This is a genomic window from Orbaceae bacterium lpD01 (assembly GCA_036251705.1).
Taxonomy (GTDB): domain Bacteria; phylum Pseudomonadota; class Gammaproteobacteria; order Enterobacterales; family Orbaceae; genus Utexia; species Utexia brackfieldae.
The window spans coordinates 1175328-1193105 of the sequence record CP133959.1 but is presented as its reverse complement, the minus strand read 5'-3'; the positions used below and the strand labels follow the sequence as shown (position 1 = coordinate 1193105).

Sequence of the window (17778 nt, the reverse complement as noted above, 5' to 3'; positions counted from 1 at the left end):
ATAACAACACCGCTGGTGCCGTTACGCGATGCTTGGGTAAAATAGCCGTGTTTAGCCAAAATCGTCATGTTTAATCTTTCAGCGTTATTTGAGCAATATAGCATCAAATAAAACACATTAAAAATTAAATAGTTAAATCACACTTATCGGGATTAAAAGATACCGTTAGCATGTTGGGGATATCGCTAAAAAGAACAAAGACTGAATGAATAAAGTCTCTTTATCCTATCAGTCTGTGAGATTAATCAGAGGAGTGGGAAGTCGGCTTGTTTAGCCGCGCTTTGTAAAACCGTTTTTGCAGTGATAATATTTTGACGCCACTTATCGTCTTGCGCCCACATTTCAATCACCATAGGTGCCGTGTAATGGATGGCTTTCAGCGTTTTAAATATCGCCGTAAAGTCAACCTCACCTTCGCCGATCACTAAATCGCGAAACTGGCCCGCATAATTAGGTTTGACTTTAAAGGTATCTTTGAGATGAATCTGGACGATATGATCGCGACTTAACCTTAATTCAGTACACGTATCGTAGTTCCAACCATTGATATTACCAACATCAGGATAAGCCATAAAATAAGCGGAATTGACTTCTCGTTTAAGAATTTCAAACTTACTGAGCGCATTAAGGTAATCCGTATCCATAATTTCTACTGCCAGCATCACACCAGCTCGCTCAGCTTGCTTTGCAGCCCACTGCATACCTTCAATAAAACGAAGATGTGTTTGCTCATTAGCTGGTTCATAATAGACATCGTATCCAGCTAACTGAATCACCCGAATACCCGATTTATAAGCAAATTCAATGGCTTTATTCATGATCTCCTGTGCTTTTAACCTTATCGCGGCATCCGCCGAGCCAAACGGATATTTTCGATGCGCACTTAAACACATCGAATGTAGCGGGAGCTGATATTGTTCACACAGATGACGTAACGCATAAATCTCTTTCTCTGACCAATCCAGTCTTTCCTGACGTTCAGCCGATTCATCGATAGAGATCTCAATAAAATCAAAACCTAAGCTTTGTGCGGTTTGTAGTTTTTCCGGCCAGGTGTAGATATTGGGTATGGCTTTTTCATAAATGCCTAATCGAGGCGTTTGTTTGGTTTTATACATAACTCTACCCACTATAGATACTAATCATATCGATAATAAACAGGCACCACACAATTGTCATGCCTGACCTGTTGCGATGCGTTTAAGACCAATAACGATTAATTTGCTTTCGTAGTGCCTCAGCAGTGGTTTTGCCTTTATCACCGGTTAATGCTCGTCCCGCGATAAAGGCTTTCGCCTTAATTTCGGCAAACAGATGCACATCTTCCGGCACAATGCCGCCGGTAATCGATAGTTCAAGACCCAGATCGGACAACTTTTTCATTTTTTGCAAATCTTCTGCAGTCCACCCCACGCCAGCCAGTTCGGCATCCCGTGAACGGTGATAAATAGCTTGTTTAATCCCCAGTTCTCGCCACGCTTTCGCATCTTCAAATGTCCAGTTACCATAAATTTCAATCTGTATTTCACCGTGATACTCATCAGCGACTTTCTTACAAGCCGCGATAGTGGCAATATGTGCAGCAGCTGAGACCGTTAACCAATTGGCGCCAGCACTAAAAGCCATTTTGGCTAAAATTGCTCCCCCATCGGTGGTTTTTAGATCACAGACAATGATATGGTCAGGATGATTTTTTTTAATCTGTTTAACCGCATTCATCCCTTCGGCAAAAGCTAGAATCGTACCAATCTCTATAATATCGACATAACTTTGCACGTTGTTAGCCACCTCAAGCGCAGTAGCTAAATCTGTTTGATCTAAAGCAATTTGTAACATCGGTTGCGTCATAGTGAACTCCTTTTATTTCTGTCCGTAGTAAGCATTTTCACCATGCTTACGAAAATAGTGTTTATTGGATAAAGCTGGTTGAATTTTGATCTCTTGATTAAGCTGACGGGTATCAAATGCCATTAATGCGACCTCCTCAAGCACCACCGCATTGTGCACCGCATCCAGTGCACTTTTCCCCCAACAAAATGGCGCATGTCCAGATACCACAACACCAGGCATCGCAACCGGATCAAGCTGGCGGCGCATAAACTCTTCAATAATCACTAAGCCGGTATTTTCCTCATAATCTTGACTAATCTCGGCTTCATGTAATGGGCGCGTACAAGGTATATCACCATAAAAATAGTCGGCGTGAGTCGTCCCTAAAGCCGGAATATCCATACTGGCCTGAGCCCATACCGTGGCGTGACGAGAGTGAGTGTGAACAATGCCCCCAATCGAATCAAAGGCGCGATATAAGGCCAGATGAGTTGCGGTATCACTAGAGGGATTCAGCTCCCCTTCAATGACATTACCATTAAGATCAAGCACCACAATATCGGCTAACTGCATATCCTCATATTCAACACCAGATGGTTTGATCGCTATTACGCCTCTTTCTCTGTCTATCTCCGAGACATTTCCCCAGGTAAATGTCACCAGTCCATAACGAGGCAGCGCCAGATTAGCGGCTAGCACTCGCGTTTTTAAGGTTTGAAACATAATCAGGCTCCCAGCGTTTGATCAATGACGGCATAAATATCTTCTTTACAGTGGCACTGTCTGAATTTATTCAGATCGACACCGGTCTCACTCTCTTCACTCTCTAAAATGGAAATGACTTCCATTAAGCCCTCCATATGCTGATCTGAAGTGCTACCGGCTAAGGTGACCAGCACATCAACCGGTTCATCTTCACCCTCAAAATAGATCGGTTTATCCAGAGTGACTAAGGCAAATGCGGTTCTGTTTACGCCATCTTCAGGCCGCGCATGCGGCATAGCAAAGTTGGGCGCAATAATGATATAAGGCCCCATTTTTTCAACACAGTGAATAATCGCATCGTAGTAATGCGGTGTGATAGCCCCAGAACTAACTAACATATCGGTGCCTAATTTTATCGCCGATTGCCAGTTTTCAGCTTTGGCCTTGAGTAAAATTGAATCATTTTCCATTAAGGACTGTTTAAATGCCATATCATGTTCCTTTTCAATTTTAATACGTTAACGATCAGATATTTTGTTAATCAGTTCGATCAGTTCATCACCAAATGTCGCAGGGTTAAGCATATTCTGTACGCCTAAGGCATACTGGCCATTATTCACTTCTATTTCATGGATAAGATGTTTAGAAGCCACAATAATATCCACATTAGGCAGACGAGATTTGTAGTCAGTCACCGCACAGGAATCCATGATGTTTTTGATGCCTTTCTTATCGAGATAATTAGCAATTTTCATTTTCATCATCATAGAGGAGCCCTGACCACTACCACAGACCGCTAAAATACGCACTGGATAGCCTTCAGCAACGGCGACTTCAGCCATTTTTTCAACCACATCAAGATCAACATCCTGATGCGGGTTATTATCCTCAGGCTCAGCAACCATCGCGGCTTCTTCTACACGTAGCTGCTTAGCCGCGAAGAACATATAGACCAGTGATAATGCGATTAAGAGATAGATAAACAGATGAGAAGCCGACAAACCTTGTAAAACTGGCGGGAATAAGATTGACCAGTCAGCCATGCCCATCCAGGCATCGATAGGCGTATTATTCTCGGCAAAAATATGAATGACCCAAGCAGAGCCTAATACTTCAATAATGCCCATGACAAAACAGATTTTCATCACCGCTTTCCAGCCACCAAAATGATTGGCAAAAACACCAATGGTCGCATTGGAGAAGAACATCGGAATAAAACCAGGAATAATCATAATTGGCGATTTAAAAATCAGTAACAATCCTAGTGCCACAAACTGTCCAAGTGCGCCCCAGATAAACCCAAATACCATCGCATTCGGTGAAAAGGCATAAATTGCCGCACAATCGATAGCTAAGACAGCATTAGGAATCAAATGCTCGGAAATCCCTTTAAAAGCTTCGGAGAGTTCGGCCACAAACATTCTTACGCCGGTAACAATAATCTGTATCGCGACAGCAAATTTAAGTCCCGTCTCAAAAATATAAATCGTCCAATGGGTTGAACCGGCCATGGTTTGTAAATTATCTAAACCAAATGAGAGCAAAATGATGCCAAAAAATAGCGTCATAACAATCGTTGTCGCGGCAATACTATCGTGAAAAATATGTAACCATTTAGGCAATTTTAAATTATCGACTGACTCAGCTTTATTTCCCAACTTCGGGGCAACTTTAACCGCTATCCAGGAGGCGAGTTGTTGCTGATGGCCAATCGAGAAACCAGCCCCGCCGGTCACCGCCTGCGTTGGCTTAAACATGATATTTGAAAAGATTCCCCAATATAACGCAGTGATAATAGCGGAATAAATAATCGTCTCCCACATCGAATAGCCGAATAAAAAATAGAATAGCGCGATTAAGCCCACCTGTTGAAACATGATGTGGCCAGTTAACATAATCGTCCGAATACCGGTTATACGGCGAAATACCACCAGTAAAATATTGAGCGCTAGTGCAAGCAGTACGGCATATCCAACCCAGGAGTAATACTCACCCATATTATTTTCAACAGCGACCATCGAGGCGTAAGCATCAATAATTGAGCCACTAATGTGATGATATTCAGAGAGTTTTTCAATGACCGGTTTAAAGGTTGAAACAAGTACAGTTGAGCCGACTTGGAGTAACATAAAGCCAACAATCGTTTTGATGGTTCCCTTCAATACGGTCGTAATATCCTTACGTAGCAAACAGTAACCTAAACAGGTAACCAGTCCTAATAACAAAGGCGCCTTTGTCATCACTTGACTATAAAAGATATAAAATGCGTTATAGATGACTTCCATATATCCCTCTCGTTAATTACGGCTATATTAAATACTAAACCAGTAAGATTCTCAGACTTTTGATAAACCACCTTAATCAGGTTTTTTGCTCACATCTAAAGCCATGATGAAAATAGGTGTATTTGATTTTTAAGCATCATACAAAATCAAAATAAATCAAAGAATGATTATTAATGATTAATTTGAAGCAGATCACCTTTCTATTTAATTAAAAAAAATAACTGTGACGCCTATCACAAAATAATTAACAAGGATGAAACAACCATAAACAAATCAACCCAAACCATTGATAATTAATCAAATTCATCTTAATGGAAAATTATTTATTTGAATTTATATTGACAAGATTAAAAATGAAAATTAACATCAAAACCAATCATAAAATGATTAGTTTTGATTTCATTGCGCAAGATGTCACACGGAGTATCAGGATGAATGAAATAACCCGACATAATGAAATTGTTGCTTTAGTGAATAATAAAGGCATGGTCAAAGTGACCGAATTAGTCTGCCATTTTGCTATCTCGCCAGCTACCGCTAGACGAGATATTAGTAAATTAGATCAAGACTGCCGAGTAAAAAAAGTTCGTAACGGCATTATGAAAGTAGAAGAAAAAAAACCCATTTGGGCACCGCTTGATATCACCAATACGGATAATTATCACGAAAAAGCCCGTATTGCATTAAGAGCGGCCAAACTCTGTCATGATGGCGAAAATATTATTATTAACTGTGGTTCGACTGCTTTTTTATTAGGCCGGGAACTGTGCGGTAAAAATATTTCGATTATCACCAACTACTTTCCCTTGGCAAGTTATCTGATTGAAAATAACCATGAAAATGTCATTATCATGGGCGGGTTATATAATAAATCACAAAATATTATCATCAACCCGATCGGCAATATTGCTAACGCTTATGGCGGTAAATGGATGTTTACCAGTGGCAAAGCGTTGACGCCGACAGGATTATATAAAACCGAAATCTTAACCGCCGTTTCTGAACAACAAATGCTCGATAAAACAGAAAAATTAGTGGTGGTTGTCGATAGTTCAAAAATTAGTATGAAGGTCGATGCAGGCATGCTGTTTTGTCCTGTATCTAAAATTGATGTTTTGATCACCGGCAAGCAAGCCGATAAAGCGGTGATAGAAGCAATCAAACATCAAGGAGTTGAAGTCATTTTGGTTTGATCACACATAAAAAAGGATATTACGATGAGCAAAATAAATGAAATTACCCGAGAATCTTGGATTTTAAGCACCTTTCCAGAGTGGGGCACCTGGTTAAATGAAGAGATCGTAAGCACGAAAGTGAAATCCAACACCTTCACGATGTGGTGGCTGGGTTGTACCGGCATTTGGTTAAAATCAGCTGGTAATACCAATATTTCCGTTGATTTTTGGTGTGGTACCGGGAAACAGACTCATGGTAATCCGTTCATGAAAAACCAGCATCAAATGATGCGAATGGGTGGCGTGCGTGAATTACAGCCTAATTTAAGAACCAGCCCTTTCGTCTTAGATCCATTTGGTATTAAAGAGATTGACGCGGTGATGGCAACACATGATCACGCCGATCATATTGATGTCAATGTGGCGGCGGCAGTGATCCAAAATTGTAGCGATAAAGTGAAGTTTATTGGACCCAAAGCCTGCGTAAAACTATGGCAAAAATGGGGCGTGCCGGCTGAACGTTGTATCACCGCCAAAGTAGGCGATGTCATTCAAATCGGTGATATTACCATCAAAGTACTCGATTCGTTTGATCGTACCTCACTCGTCACCCTACCAGAAGGGACTTCATCAACCGATAAGAGCATTCTCGATGGCATGGATGATCGCGCAGTCAACTATCTGTTTGAAACCACCGGCGGCGCGCTGTATCACTCTGGCGACTCCCACTATTCGAACTATTATGCTAAACATGGTAATGACCATAAAATTGATGTTGCCTTACTCTCTTATGGTGAAAATCCGCGCGGTGTTACCGATAAGATGACCTCAGCTGACATCCTACGCGCAGCAGAATCATTGAATACCCAAGTAGTTATTCCGTTCCATCATGATATTTGGGCTAATTTCCAGAGCGATCCACGTGAAATAGAGGTGTTGTGGGATATGAAACGAGACCGTTTACAATATCAGTTCGCCCCCTTCTTTTGGCAAGTAGGCGGTAGATATACCTATCCGGATGATAAAGGTAGAATGCATTATCAGCATTATCGTGGATTCAGAGATATCTTCACCGACGAACCTGAACTACCTTATCGCTCTTTCTTATAATCGTAATTAGACATAAAACAGCGATAAAAAAGCCATCTATCAAGATGGCTTTTTAACTCAACACCCAGCGAAGACAACCACATCATTCAGAACAATCAGTCTCTAATGTCACCAATGCCAAACGTTCGCCGGCAACCACATAGTCACCATTATCATGCCAGGCACCCAGCACAAAGCGCTGCAGTTGTTTACCTTGATATTCAAACTGATAGCTTGCTGGTCGATGAGTATGCCCATGAATCAAGATATCGGCCCGATATTTAGTCATGATATCATTGACGGCTTGGGCATTCACATCCATCACATCATCAGCCTTTTGTGAATTACGTTCACGACTTCGATTACGTAAACGACGAGCAATATATTGGCGAAAAATAGCAGGTAACAGTAAAAAGCAGTTCTGCCATAAACGGTTATGCACAATACGCCGAAAACGCTGATACGCAGCATCATCAGTACATAGCTGATCACCATGAAGGATTAAGATATTTTTATCCCCTTGCTTGAGCACGTAGATTTCCGGCAGTATCGTCATTGCACATTTTTTAGCATATGACTTTCTGAGCAAAAAATCACGATTACCCTGAATAAAGAAGGTCCGAATTCCGCGTCGCGATAGTGATTTTAACTGATGAGCAATATCATTATGTAGCTCAGTCTGAATATCATCACCGACCCAAGCATCAAACAGGTCACCTAAAATATAGAGTTCACTATAATTAGGCAACTGCTGAAGAAAGCGGATAAATGATACCGAGATCTCCGGCTGTTTATCACTGAGATGAATATCAGCAACAAAGTAACGCAGCATAATAATTTAATTACTCAACGGTAACACGTTCAATGACAACATCTTGAACAGGCACATCACCATGCATACCATGATTACCGGTTTTAACGCCTTTAATCGTATCAACCACATCCATCCCGTCAACGACTTTAGCAAATACACAATAACCGAAGCCATTCATGTCAGATGAACGATAATTTAAAAAATCATTATCAACAACATTAATAAAAAACTGCGCCGTTGCTGAGTGTGGATCGTTAGTACGCGCCATTGATAATGTACCACGGTCATTTTTCAGACCATTAGCCGCTTCATTTTTAATTGGTGCTTTGGTCTTTTTCTGTTTCATACCCGGTTCAAAGCCGCCACCTTGAATCATAAAACCATTGATGACACGGTGAAAGATCGTATTGTCATAAAAACCCTCTTTGCAATATTCAACAAAGTTTTTTGCAGTTTCAGGCGCTTTATCATCAAATGTCTCAATTTTAATATCACCTTTGTTAGTATGAAAAATAATCATGTTGTTCCTCTATTGATAATGAAAAAATGAATAATAAAATCATGAATGCCACACAAAGTGATCACCATGACTGTTAATAACCGGTACTTAAATTAATGACAATGCTGTTCACATGCCTCGAGCGTATTACGAATCAGTGTTGCCACCGTCATCGGCCCCACACCACCGGGTACGGGGGTAATCCAACCGGCACGCTCGGCGGCCGATTCAAATTCGACATCACCAACGACTTTACCCGATGCTAATCGATTAATCCCAACATCAATCACAATCGCCCCTGGTTTTATCCACTCACCTTTCACAAAGCCCGGGATACCAACGCCAGCAACAACAATATCTGCTCTCGCGACATGTGCGGCGAGATCAACCGTACGACTATGGGTGACAGTTGTCGTGCAGCCCAATAATAATAGCTCCATTGCCATCGGTCGCCCAACAATATTAGATGCGCCGACAACCGTTGCATTCAATCCTGATAACGCAATGCCCGTCGACTCTAGCATCGTGACAATCCCATAAGGCGTACAAGGACGCAGCTTAGGATCGCGTTGACAAAGATGACCGATATTATAAGGATGAAAACCATCGACATCTTTACTTGGATGAATATGCTCCAACACTTTGGTTTTATCAATATTATCCGGTAAAGGGAGCTGCACTAAAATACCATCGACTGCGGGATTATGATTAAGTTCTGAAATCAACTTCAGCAATGCCTCAGTAGTTGAGGATTCGAAGTCATAGGCAAAAGAGATAAGTCCAACTTCTTCACACGCTTTACGCTTATTTCTCACATAAATATTGGAAGCCGGATCGGCACCAACCTGAATAACCGCTAAACCTGGCGCACGTAATCCCCGCTCGAGCCGTTGTTCTATTTTTTGTTTCACTTCATCGCGAACCTGCTGCGCGAGTGCTTTACCATCAATAATTTTTGCTGCCATTGTAACAATTCACCTCTTACTCATCGAATATCATTAACCACACAGGTATCTCTCACCAATATTATATCATTCACGACTAGGGATAAGAAACCTCATTCATTCTGCGTCTTTACAGCAAAAAGTTGATACTACCTGCGGATGTGCTGAAATTGATTAATCTGTCAGTAAATCAGTCAATATAGATTAATCAATCTCCGCACGCAGCAGATTATATTGCGTATTAATGTCCGCCATTAAGTCACAAACTTGCTGATTAAAGATTTTCAGTGCTGGTTTTTGTGCTTTCCACTCTTCGCCCGCAATCGTCTTGATTGCTGAATAATTTTTAAAGATATTAAAATGGATAAGACTATCTAGCGTTGCCGTGGTAAAAATTCTTTTAGCAATATCTTCACCATCATGTTTAATCGCATTAAACTTTTGATGATTAAAAATGAGTTGCTCATCCTGATGATAAATAGCGGCATCTAATATCGCTTTCAGGCGAGTATTTAAGCGATCAATATATTGGATTAATCGACTATCATTACCTAATCGTTTATCAATAGCGCTAATGAATACCTGATAAATATTCGCTAACTGTTGATCAGATAGCAGTAAAAAAGCCGGTAACTCCTTTCGCAAATAGGTCTGAAACGCCGCTGCTTTTTGTTGGATTACGCGATCGCTGGTAACATTGCGTTGATTTAACGCCATTTTGCCATTGGGGAAAATTTTCAATTCGCTGTTTTGCTCGATCAATCTTACCGATTGTGTATCAATAATAATGTCAAAATTTGATGCCACAGGACAAGTCGTTTCTGCTGGTTTAGCCAAACTGACGACACTAAAACAGGTTAAAAAAAGGCATAGTATAAATTGTTTAATCACACTTATCATCCTATATCAGCTTATTATGCAAGATGCTTGCTTGAAGCAAAATCATCATTTTTACGGTCAATCTGATCAAGGTTTGCTCGTAATCCAATCATGATAATGTGTTATTCTACTATTGTGATCATTTTTTACGGATATTTGAAACAGATAAAACGGCGTAATCGGTTTACGCTTCAATGAAAGAAAAGTAGCACAATATCATGCTACTTTCAGATAAATATCTTAGATTATTGGGCTTTTAACGTTTGATGAAAACTATCTAATTGTGCTTGCGCTTCATCTAACTCAGCTTGAGCACTGTCTATTTTACGTTGTAATTTTGCTAATTTATTCACTTTACCTTCAGCTTGCGCCTCCGCTAAGTCAGCTTTACGCTCAGCCACTTTGGCAGTTTTTTCTGTTACTTTAGCTTGATATTTTTTTTCAAGACTTGAATCAGAGCAATTGCTGATGGTATCAGCTAACGCGGTATTTAAACCCATCGTTTCTGCAGTGTTGTTATTTGCCTTAGCATAGGCAATTTGCGTTTGAATCGCTTTAATTTTACTTTGACAGGTTAATCCTTGTTCTGATGCAAAAGCACTTAACGGTAATAATACCGATAAAAGTACTACGGCTTTCTTGACTGATATCTTAGTCATATTTACTCCATCCTAGTTGTTTTATATTATTTTATTTACGTAAATAAACGTTTTTGATTTTATGGCCTTCGCCTTTAGTCAAAATTAAATTTGCCCGCTCTCTGGTTGGCAAAATATTTTCGACTAAATTCTTCTCATTAATATCATGCCAGATATTGTTGGCAATATTAATGGCTTCCTCTTCGGTTAACTTTGCATAGTGATGAAAATAGGAGTTTGGATCACTAAATGCACCCGCTCTAAATTTTAAAAAACGATTCACATACCACTGATGTAACAAATTAGTATCTGCATCAACAAAGATTGAAAAATCAACATAATCAGAGACAAACACGCGATTATTTTGCTGCGAATGATTAACTGTACCTTGTAAAACATTCAACCCTTCGAGGATAAGAATATCAGGGCAATCAATCATCAGTTGATTATCATCTATGATATCATAAATCAGATGAGAATAGATCGGCGCTTCGACATGTGACTGACCTGATTTTACATCGGCAACGAATTTCAGCAATTTTTTGGTATCATAAGATTGTGGAAACCCTTTTTTATTCATGATTCCCCGTGATTCAAGCACACGATTAGGATATAAAAAACCATCGGTTGTGACTAACGCCACTTTACGGTGCTCTGGCCAGCGAGTGAGTAACGCTTGCATAACCCGTGCAGTAGTACTTTTTCCTACCGCAACAGAACCTGCGATACCAATAACATAAGGCACTTTCTGTGTTTTGCCCAAAAACTGACCTAATACGGCCTGTCGACTAATATTTGCGGTGATATAATAATTAATTAAACGTGAAAGCGGCAAATAGATATCACTCACCTCTTCGACAGATAGACCTTCATTAATGCCTTGTAATGATGCCAAATCATCTTGCGTCAGCGTCATCGGGATAGCATTTCGCAAAGCGGCCCACTCTTGACGGCTAAACTGCATATAAGGACTGATATTATTTGTCATCTTTCATCTTCACTTGTTGTTCATTAATTGATTCACCGGCTCTTTTTACCAATTGCCGAATAAAATCGCAAGCACTTTCCAAACAATCTATACTTTTTTTTGCCTTTCTGTTACATTTCATACTAAATTTCAATATGATAATACATCAATCTATCACTCTATCTTATAATCTGGAATATCATGGTATATAAAGTCCCCTGCAAACATAAAAAGACCCGTCAAGAAATTAATGATGAAGGCCGTCTTTTAAAGAAAAAACGTAAGCATAAAGGTTTACCTAGTGGTAACAAGCAAAACGATAGTGAGGGTAAAAATGGCTCACGTGGCGCATCAAATTTAAATGATCCGCGAATTGGCAGTAAAAAACCTATCTCTTTGACAGCACAACAACCACAAACTACGCCAAGAAAAGTAGAAAAAGCACAAAAAGTCAACTTACCACCAGAAAAAGAGTTAGCGCAGTTAGAAAATGATCCCAAATTAGAACAGTTACTCGATCGTATTGATGAAGGTGAAACGTTAACTGCAGCAGAGCAACTTTTTGTTGACCAAAGCTTAGAACGTATTGAAATATTGATGGATATGCTCGGTTATGAATATGACGAAGGTGATGATGACGAGCAAGATAACGGCAGAGATGATATCATGAAATTATTGAAGCAATAGATCATAATAATGTTGATATTTGTTATGATAGGGTTGTATTTGGGACTACTAATCTCTACCCTACTTTATCTACGCAAACTAAAAAAAATCAGAAAAAAGACATCCTCTCCACCCAAGGTGTCGCGCAGAAAACGTAATAATTTAAGATATTAACCGGAAATCATCATGCTAAGAACTCATCGTCCTCATCAAGTTGAATGGGACAATTCACTCATCAAAAAATATAACTACTCCGGACCTCGTTATACCTCCTATCCAACCGCACTCGAATTTAGTGAACAGTTTTCCGAAACCGAATTTGAACAGGCGGCAGCTAAGTATCCAGAAAGAGATCTCTCGCTTTATGTCCATATCCCTTTTTGTCATAAACTCTGTTATTTTTGTGGCTGCAATAAAATTATTACGCGGCAAACCCATAAAGTCACCCAGTATTTAGACACTTTAGAAAAAGAGATCATTAGCCGGAGTAAACTATTTACTCATCGCACAGTCACCCAGCTTCATTGGGGTGGCGGTACCCCAACATTTCTGAATAATCAAGAAATTAGTCGTTTAATGCAGATGCTCAAAACGCATTTTCAGTTTGCTGATAATGCCGAAATGTCGATCGAGGTCGATCCGCGTGAAATTACGCTGGATACTATCGATCATCTGGCAAAAGAGGGATTTAATCGATTAAGTATTGGTATTCAAGACTTTAATAAGCAGGTACAGCAACTGGTTAATCGTGAGCAAGATGAAGCCTTTATTTCAGCGTTAATTCAACGCGCCAGAGCGCAACATTTTAAATCGATTAATCTCGATTTGATCTATGGTTTGCCAACGCAGACTGTGGAAAGTTTTGTCTATACATTAAATAAAGTCATTGAGTTATCGCCTGATCGTCTAAGCGTATTTAACTATGCCCATCTTCCCGATCGTTTTGCCGCACAAAGAAAAATTAAAGATGATGATCTACCCAATGCTGAAGTTAAACTCGAAATTCTCGAAAAAACGATTGAGTCACTGACTCATGTAGGCTATCGCTTTATTGGTATGGATCACTTTGCCAAACCGAATGATGAACTTGCACTGGCGCAAGAACAAGGTATTTTACATCGCAATTTTCAAGGTTATACGACACAAGGTAATAATGATCTGCTTGGGCTTGGCGTTTCTGCGATCAGCATGTTAGGCGATAGTTATGCACAAAACCAAAAAGAGCTGAAACTCTATACGCAAGCGGTCAATGAGCAGCAACATGCCTTGTGGAAAGGTTTTACGATGAGCCTGGATGACATTATTCGCCGCGATGTCATTAAACAACTCATCTGCCATTTCAGATTAGACAAAAAAACCATCGAAACGCAGTATCAGCTGGATTTTGAGCAATATTTTACCGAAGATTTAGTGTTATTGGCACAATTCGAGCAGGATAATCTCATCATTATGAATCAAGATGAGCTGATTGTGACCGCTAAAGGACATCTGCTGATTCGTAATATTTGTATGTGTTTCGATGTTTATTTAAGAAGACTGGCAAGACAGCGGCAATTTTCACGCGTGATCTAAAACAGTGCTCATCATCTACTTTTTGTACATGATGAGCCTGCACCATTAAGATAGGATTTATCCAGAATCGTCTGCCACCAAAGTGGATGAGCAATATACCAGATCATGGTTTGCATGAATCCTTGTTCAAACGTATAACTTGGTTGCCAGTGCAGCGTTCGTGTTATTTTGCTATGATCAATCGCATAACGGTAATCATAGCCAGTCCTATCACCCATTAAACCATCATTAATGTAAAAGCTATTAGTGGGGTTAGTCAGCTACAATCTGTCGAGCATAACGAAAATCAGTGACAGTAGCTAAAACGGCATCAATGAATTTAACTGCGAATTTAACTGCTTAGTCCCGATTTAAACTTAATACATCACGCATATCATAAAGACCGATAGGTTGCCGTGCAAGCCAAGCAGCAGCTCTAATGGCGCCATTGGCAAAAGTCATTCTGCTGGTCGCTTTATGGCTAATTTCAACGCGCTCACCCATATCGGCAAATATTGCCGTATGCTCACCGACAATATCGCCGGCACGAATCGTAGCAAAACCGATAGCGTCACGTGGCCGTTCCCCTGTATGACCTTCACGGCAATAAACGGCACATTGCTCAAGATCACGACCTAAAGTATCGGCAATCACTTCCCCCATTGCCAGTGCAGTTCCTGAAGGTGCATCCACTTTATGTCGATGATGAGCTTCTATAATTTCAATATCGGTATAATCTCCCATCACTGTGGCGGCTTTTTCCAGCAGCTTCAATAATAAATTAACACCCACACTAAAATTAGCCGCAAACACAATACCAATATCTGCCGCAGCTTGTTTAATGCGCTGTTTGCCTGACTCATCAAAACCGGTTGTACCAATTACCATCATTTTGCGATGCTGCTGACAATAAGTTAAATGCGCCAGCGTCCCATCCGGGCGAGTAAAATCGATAAAGATATCAAAATGATCTTTTGCTAGTAATAAATTATCTGAAATCAAGACACCTATCTGACCAATACCGGCTAATTCGCCGGCATCGCTGCCAATCAAAGAAGAACCTGAACGTTCAAAAGCAGCCGTTAAAACTACACCATCAGCATGCTGTATTGCTTCAATTAATTGTCGTCCCATCCGACCACCTGAACCGGCGACCGCAATTCTAACTGGATTTGTTGTCATCATCTCTCTCTCAGTAATAGCATCATAGTCAATATTGTAATCAAAAAAAAAGCCAATCACTAATCAGTTATACTGATAATCGAGTATCACTAATTATGCTTGTTTATTATCGCTATACTATCAAACGTAGGCTGTAAATATCACTGTTTTAGTTTATATTGATCAAATGATGATGAATAAGCAGAAATAACCTACTGAAAAATATCGACATATTGATACCAACACCCTCAATTACTCATAAACTGAGCTTATCGTTATCGAGTGAAACCAACCATTTAGCCATAAAAAAACGTGTAGTCAGACACTACACATTTTACCGAAGATTAATTCAAGATTAAAGAATATCGAGAAGTTCAACATCAAAAATTAATGCGCTATAAGGCGGAATATCAGCACCCGCACCACGCTCACCATAAGCGAGCTCTTGTGGAATAAAGAGTTGCCATTTAGCACCAACGGACATTAATTGCAGCGCCTCAACCCAACCAGGAATCACACCATTAACCGGAAACTCTGCTGGCATGCCTCGTTCCACTGAACTATCAAACACCGTACCATCAACAAGGCGGCCGGTATAATGAACGCGAACGCGATCAGAGGCTTGTGGACGTGCTCCTTCACCGGGTGCGAGGATTTTATATTGCAGGCCAGATTCGGTACTTTTCACACCTTCATTGCTGAGATTCTGGCTTAAGAAATCTTTACTTTTTTGGATCGTCGCTTTTGAGGCTTCTTCTCGATCTTTGGCTGCAGCTTCGTGAACTTCACGCAGTGCATGATGTAAAACATCTAAAGCCACTGTAGGTGGATTACCGGCTAAAACATCGCTAATACCAGCCGCAATCGCCGCTGAATCGAGATTTTTAAGTCCGGTCGTTTGGAGTTGTTGGCCAATTTGTAAACCGATACCATAACTGGCTTGTGATTGAATAGTATCAAAAGTAACTTTTGTCATCATTTTTCCTCATATAAGATCCGAATAAAACGCTATGCTACCGGATCTTAATGCATAAAAAAACCCGCATTAGCGGGTTTTTAATTAAAAGTTGAAACTGATTAAGCTTCAGCAACGATATCCACGATAATTTTCGCGAATACTTCACTATGAAGTTGTAGTGAAACTTCATGTTCGCCAAGTGTACGTAATACACCATTTGGTAAACGCACTTCACTTTTAGCAACATCAATATTTTTCGCTTTGATCGCATCAGCGATATCACGAGTACCGATAGAACCAAAAAGCTTACCTTCATCACCAGCTTTAGAGGCAATTGTAACTTTACCTAAAGCGACGACTTGAGCGGCTCTTGCTTCAGCTAATTTAAGCACGTCTGCTAATTTAGCTTCTAATTCAGCACGGCGAGTTTCGAAAAACTCGATATTTTGTTTTGTTGCTGGAACTGCTTTTCCTTGTGGAACCAAGAAGTTACGAGCATAACCTGCTTTAACGTTAACCTGATCACCTAAGCTGCCTAAGTTAGCAACTTTGTCGAGTAGAATAATTTGCATTATATATTCCTCTTGTTGCTAATTACTGATTGTCAGTATAAGGTAATAGGGCTAAATAACGAGCACGTTTGATAGCACGAGCTAGTTGACGTTGGTATTTAGCGCATGTACCAGTAATACGGCTTGGGACAATTTTACCACTTTCAGTGATAAAACTTTTTAACGTAGAAATATCTTTGTAATCAATTTCTTGAACGCCTTCTGCTGTAAAACGGCAGAATTTACGACGACGGAAATAACGTGCCATGTGGCTACTCTCCTAAAAATTCAATATGGTCAGCATGTAAAACAAGTTGGTTTATATTATTTTGCCTTTTATGCAAATTAATAAAGCCATGAACACAAATCTTACTGCCTTTCTGTATACTGTTAATTAATTCAATTTGTCCACTGATAACAACGGGGATATTACACCATACCTTCCGTTTAAATCCTGCTTCAATCTGCTCTGATACATGATCAAGATAGAATTGGCAATGCGGAATACCACTTGGACTTACTTTTCGAACAGACGTTTTATTCACGATACCCGTGAGCACCATTCGATTAGTCATTTGAATTAATCTTCTGATTCCTCAGAACTTGCCTCTTCGTCAGCGTCATCATTGACACCATCAGCAAAATTATCATGAGGTTTACGCTCATCTTTTGCTTTTAACATTGGAGATGCTTCAGTAACAGCGCCTTTTGTACGCATAATTAAACTACGAATTACTGCATCGTTGAAACGGAAGTTATCTTCTAACTCGTCAACAGATTCTTGAGTCGCTTCTACGTTCATAAGAACATAATGTGCTTTGTGCAGTTTTTCGATCGGATAAGCCAATTGGCGACGACCCCAATCTTCTAAACGATGGATAGTACCACCAGCATTAGTTAATGCACCGGTGTAACGTTCAATCATACCAGATACTTGCTCGCTCTGGTCTGGATGAACCATAAAAACAATTTCGTAATGACGCATTATAGCTCCCTACGGATTAGTCAGCCTTCTGTCTGGGTCAACCGTAGCCCATTGAAAGCAAGGAACATGAAAGATAGACGG

Annotated in this window: 22 protein-coding genes; 4 read left to right on the top strand and 18 right to left on the bottom strand. The window is 40.1% G+C overall.

Annotated elements, in window-relative coordinates; all coding sequences use genetic code 11:
- Nucleotides 1-245: 245 nt before the first annotated feature.
- From RHO15_05390 to RHO15_05370, 5 genes are all read right to left on the bottom strand, one after another.
- Nucleotides 246-1118 (bottom strand): L-ribulose-5-phosphate 3-epimerase, encoded by an 873-nt coding sequence (locus tag RHO15_05390; GenBank protein WVD64943.1) that lies wholly within the window; start codon nucleotides 1116-1118, stop codon nucleotides 246-248.
- Between the two features lie 82 nt (nucleotides 1119-1200).
- Complete coding sequence (locus RHO15_05385; GenBank protein ID WVD64942.1) at nucleotides 1201-1848, bottom strand: 3-keto-L-gulonate-6-phosphate decarboxylase UlaD; 648 nt, start codon at nucleotides 1846-1848, stop codon at nucleotides 1201-1203.
- Between the two features lie 12 nt (nucleotides 1849-1860).
- Nucleotides 1861-2553 (bottom strand): L-ribulose-5-phosphate 4-epimerase, encoded by a 693-nt coding sequence (locus tag RHO15_05380; GenBank protein WVD64941.1) that lies wholly within the window; start codon nucleotides 2551-2553, stop codon nucleotides 1861-1863.
- A 2-nt stretch (nucleotides 2554-2555) separates the two neighbouring features.
- Nucleotides 2556-3026 carry a PTS sugar transporter subunit IIA gene (locus RHO15_05375; protein WVD64940.1) on the bottom strand — a complete coding sequence of 157 codons (471 nt, stop codon included), beginning with the start codon at nucleotides 3024-3026 and terminating at the stop codon, nucleotides 2556-2558.
- A gap of 27 nt (nucleotides 3027-3053) precedes the next feature.
- Complete coding sequence (locus tag RHO15_05370) at nucleotides 3054-4820, bottom strand: PTS ascorbate-specific subunit IIBC (GenBank protein ID WVD64939.1); 1767 nt, start codon at nucleotides 4818-4820, stop codon at nucleotides 3054-3056.
- 431 nt (nucleotides 4821-5251) lie between these two features.
- Between RHO15_05370 and ulaR the strand changes: the two genes are divergently transcribed.
- Both ulaR and ulaG read left to right on the top strand, forming a co-directional pair.
- Nucleotides 5252-6013 (top strand): HTH-type transcriptional regulator UlaR, encoded by a 762-nt coding sequence (gene ulaR, locus RHO15_05365; GenBank protein WVD64938.1) that lies wholly within the window; start codon nucleotides 5252-5254, stop codon nucleotides 6011-6013.
- 24 nt (nucleotides 6014-6037) lie between these two features.
- Nucleotides 6038-7105 carry an L-ascorbate 6-phosphate lactonase gene (gene ulaG / locus RHO15_05360; protein WVD64937.1) on the top strand — a complete coding sequence of 356 codons (1068 nt, stop codon included), beginning with the start codon at nucleotides 6038-6040 and terminating at the stop codon, nucleotides 7103-7105.
- An 82-nt stretch (nucleotides 7106-7187) separates the two neighbouring features.
- On the opposite strand, the gene RHO15_05355 is transcribed toward ulaG, so the two are convergent.
- The 6 genes from RHO15_05355 to coaA all read right to left on the bottom strand — a co-directional run bounded on the left by RHO15_05355 (nucleotide 7188) and on the right by coaA (nucleotide 11846).
- A complete protein-coding gene (locus RHO15_05355) occupies nucleotides 7188-7916 on the bottom strand; it encodes a UDP-2,3-diacylglucosamine diphosphatase (protein WVD64936.1) in 729 nt (242 codons plus the stop codon).
- Between the two features lie 10 nt (nucleotides 7917-7926).
- Nucleotides 7927-8418, bottom strand: a complete 492-nt coding sequence (gene ppiB, locus RHO15_05350; protein WVD64935.1) for a peptidylprolyl isomerase B — start codon at nucleotides 8416-8418, stop codon at nucleotides 7927-7929.
- A 92-nt stretch (nucleotides 8419-8510) separates the two neighbouring features.
- The gene (gene folD, locus RHO15_05345) at nucleotides 8511-9362 is read right to left on the bottom strand and encodes a bifunctional methylenetetrahydrofolate dehydrogenase/methenyltetrahydrofolate cyclohydrolase FolD (GenBank protein WVD64934.1); all 852 of its coding nucleotides are present in this window, start codon (nucleotides 9360-9362) and stop codon (nucleotides 8511-8513) included.
- A gap of 183 nt (nucleotides 9363-9545) precedes the next feature.
- Nucleotides 9546-10232: a DUF2884 family protein gene (locus RHO15_05340; GenBank protein WVD64933.1), complete on the bottom strand. Its 687-nt coding sequence runs from the start codon at nucleotides 10230-10232 to the stop codon at nucleotides 9546-9548.
- A 233-nt stretch (nucleotides 10233-10465) separates the two neighbouring features.
- Nucleotides 10466-10879, bottom strand: a complete 414-nt coding sequence (locus tag RHO15_05335; protein ID WVD64932.1) for a DUF1090 domain-containing protein — start codon at nucleotides 10877-10879, stop codon at nucleotides 10466-10468.
- A gap of 31 nt (nucleotides 10880-10910) precedes the next feature.
- A complete protein-coding gene (coaA, locus tag RHO15_05330) occupies nucleotides 10911-11846 on the bottom strand; it encodes a type I pantothenate kinase (protein ID WVD64931.1) in 936 nt (311 codons plus the stop codon).
- A 180-nt stretch (nucleotides 11847-12026) separates the two neighbouring features.
- Between coaA and yihI the strand changes: the two genes are divergently transcribed.
- Nucleotides 12027-12512, top strand: coding sequence for a Der GTPase-activating protein YihI (gene yihI, locus RHO15_05325; protein WVD64930.1), 486 nt, complete (start codon nucleotides 12027-12029; stop codon nucleotides 12510-12512).
- A gap of 165 nt (nucleotides 12513-12677) precedes the next feature.
- Complete coding sequence (gene hemN, locus RHO15_05320) at nucleotides 12678-14063, top strand: oxygen-independent coproporphyrinogen III oxidase (protein WVD64929.1); 1386 nt, start codon at nucleotides 12678-12680, stop codon at nucleotides 14061-14063.
- An 11-nt stretch (nucleotides 14064-14074) separates the two neighbouring features.
- On the opposite strand, the gene RHO15_05315 is transcribed toward hemN, so the two are convergent.
- The 7 genes from RHO15_05315 to rpsF all read right to left on the bottom strand — a co-directional run bounded on the left by RHO15_05315 (nucleotide 14075) and on the right by rpsF (nucleotide 17697).
- Entirely contained in the window at nucleotides 14075-14281 is a 207-nt protein-coding gene (locus RHO15_05315; protein ID WVD64928.1) for a hypothetical protein, read from the bottom strand.
- 121 nt (nucleotides 14282-14402) lie between these two features.
- The gene (dapB, locus tag RHO15_05310) at nucleotides 14403-15227 is read right to left on the bottom strand and encodes a 4-hydroxy-tetrahydrodipicolinate reductase (GenBank protein WVD64927.1); all 825 of its coding nucleotides are present in this window, start codon (nucleotides 15225-15227) and stop codon (nucleotides 14403-14405) included.
- Between the two features lie 331 nt (nucleotides 15228-15558).
- Nucleotides 15559-16179, bottom strand: coding sequence for an FKBP-type peptidyl-prolyl cis-trans isomerase (locus RHO15_05305; GenBank protein WVD64926.1), 621 nt, complete (start codon nucleotides 16177-16179; stop codon nucleotides 15559-15561).
- Nucleotides 16180-16280: 101 nt separating this feature from the next.
- Nucleotides 16281-16733, bottom strand: coding sequence for a 50S ribosomal protein L9 (rplI, locus tag RHO15_05300; GenBank protein WVD64925.1), 453 nt, complete (start codon nucleotides 16731-16733; stop codon nucleotides 16281-16283).
- A 22-nt stretch (nucleotides 16734-16755) separates the two neighbouring features.
- Complete coding sequence (rpsR, locus tag RHO15_05295) at nucleotides 16756-16980, bottom strand: 30S ribosomal protein S18 (GenBank protein ID WVD64924.1); 225 nt, start codon at nucleotides 16978-16980, stop codon at nucleotides 16756-16758.
- 4 nt (nucleotides 16981-16984) lie between these two features.
- Entirely contained in the window at nucleotides 16985-17287 is a 303-nt protein-coding gene (priB, locus tag RHO15_05290) for a primosomal replication protein N (GenBank protein ID WVD64923.1), read from the bottom strand.
- A 5-nt stretch (nucleotides 17288-17292) separates the two neighbouring features.
- Complete coding sequence (rpsF, locus tag RHO15_05285) at nucleotides 17293-17697, bottom strand: 30S ribosomal protein S6 (protein WVD64922.1); 405 nt, start codon at nucleotides 17695-17697, stop codon at nucleotides 17293-17295.
- Nucleotides 17698-17778: the final 81 nt, after the last annotated feature.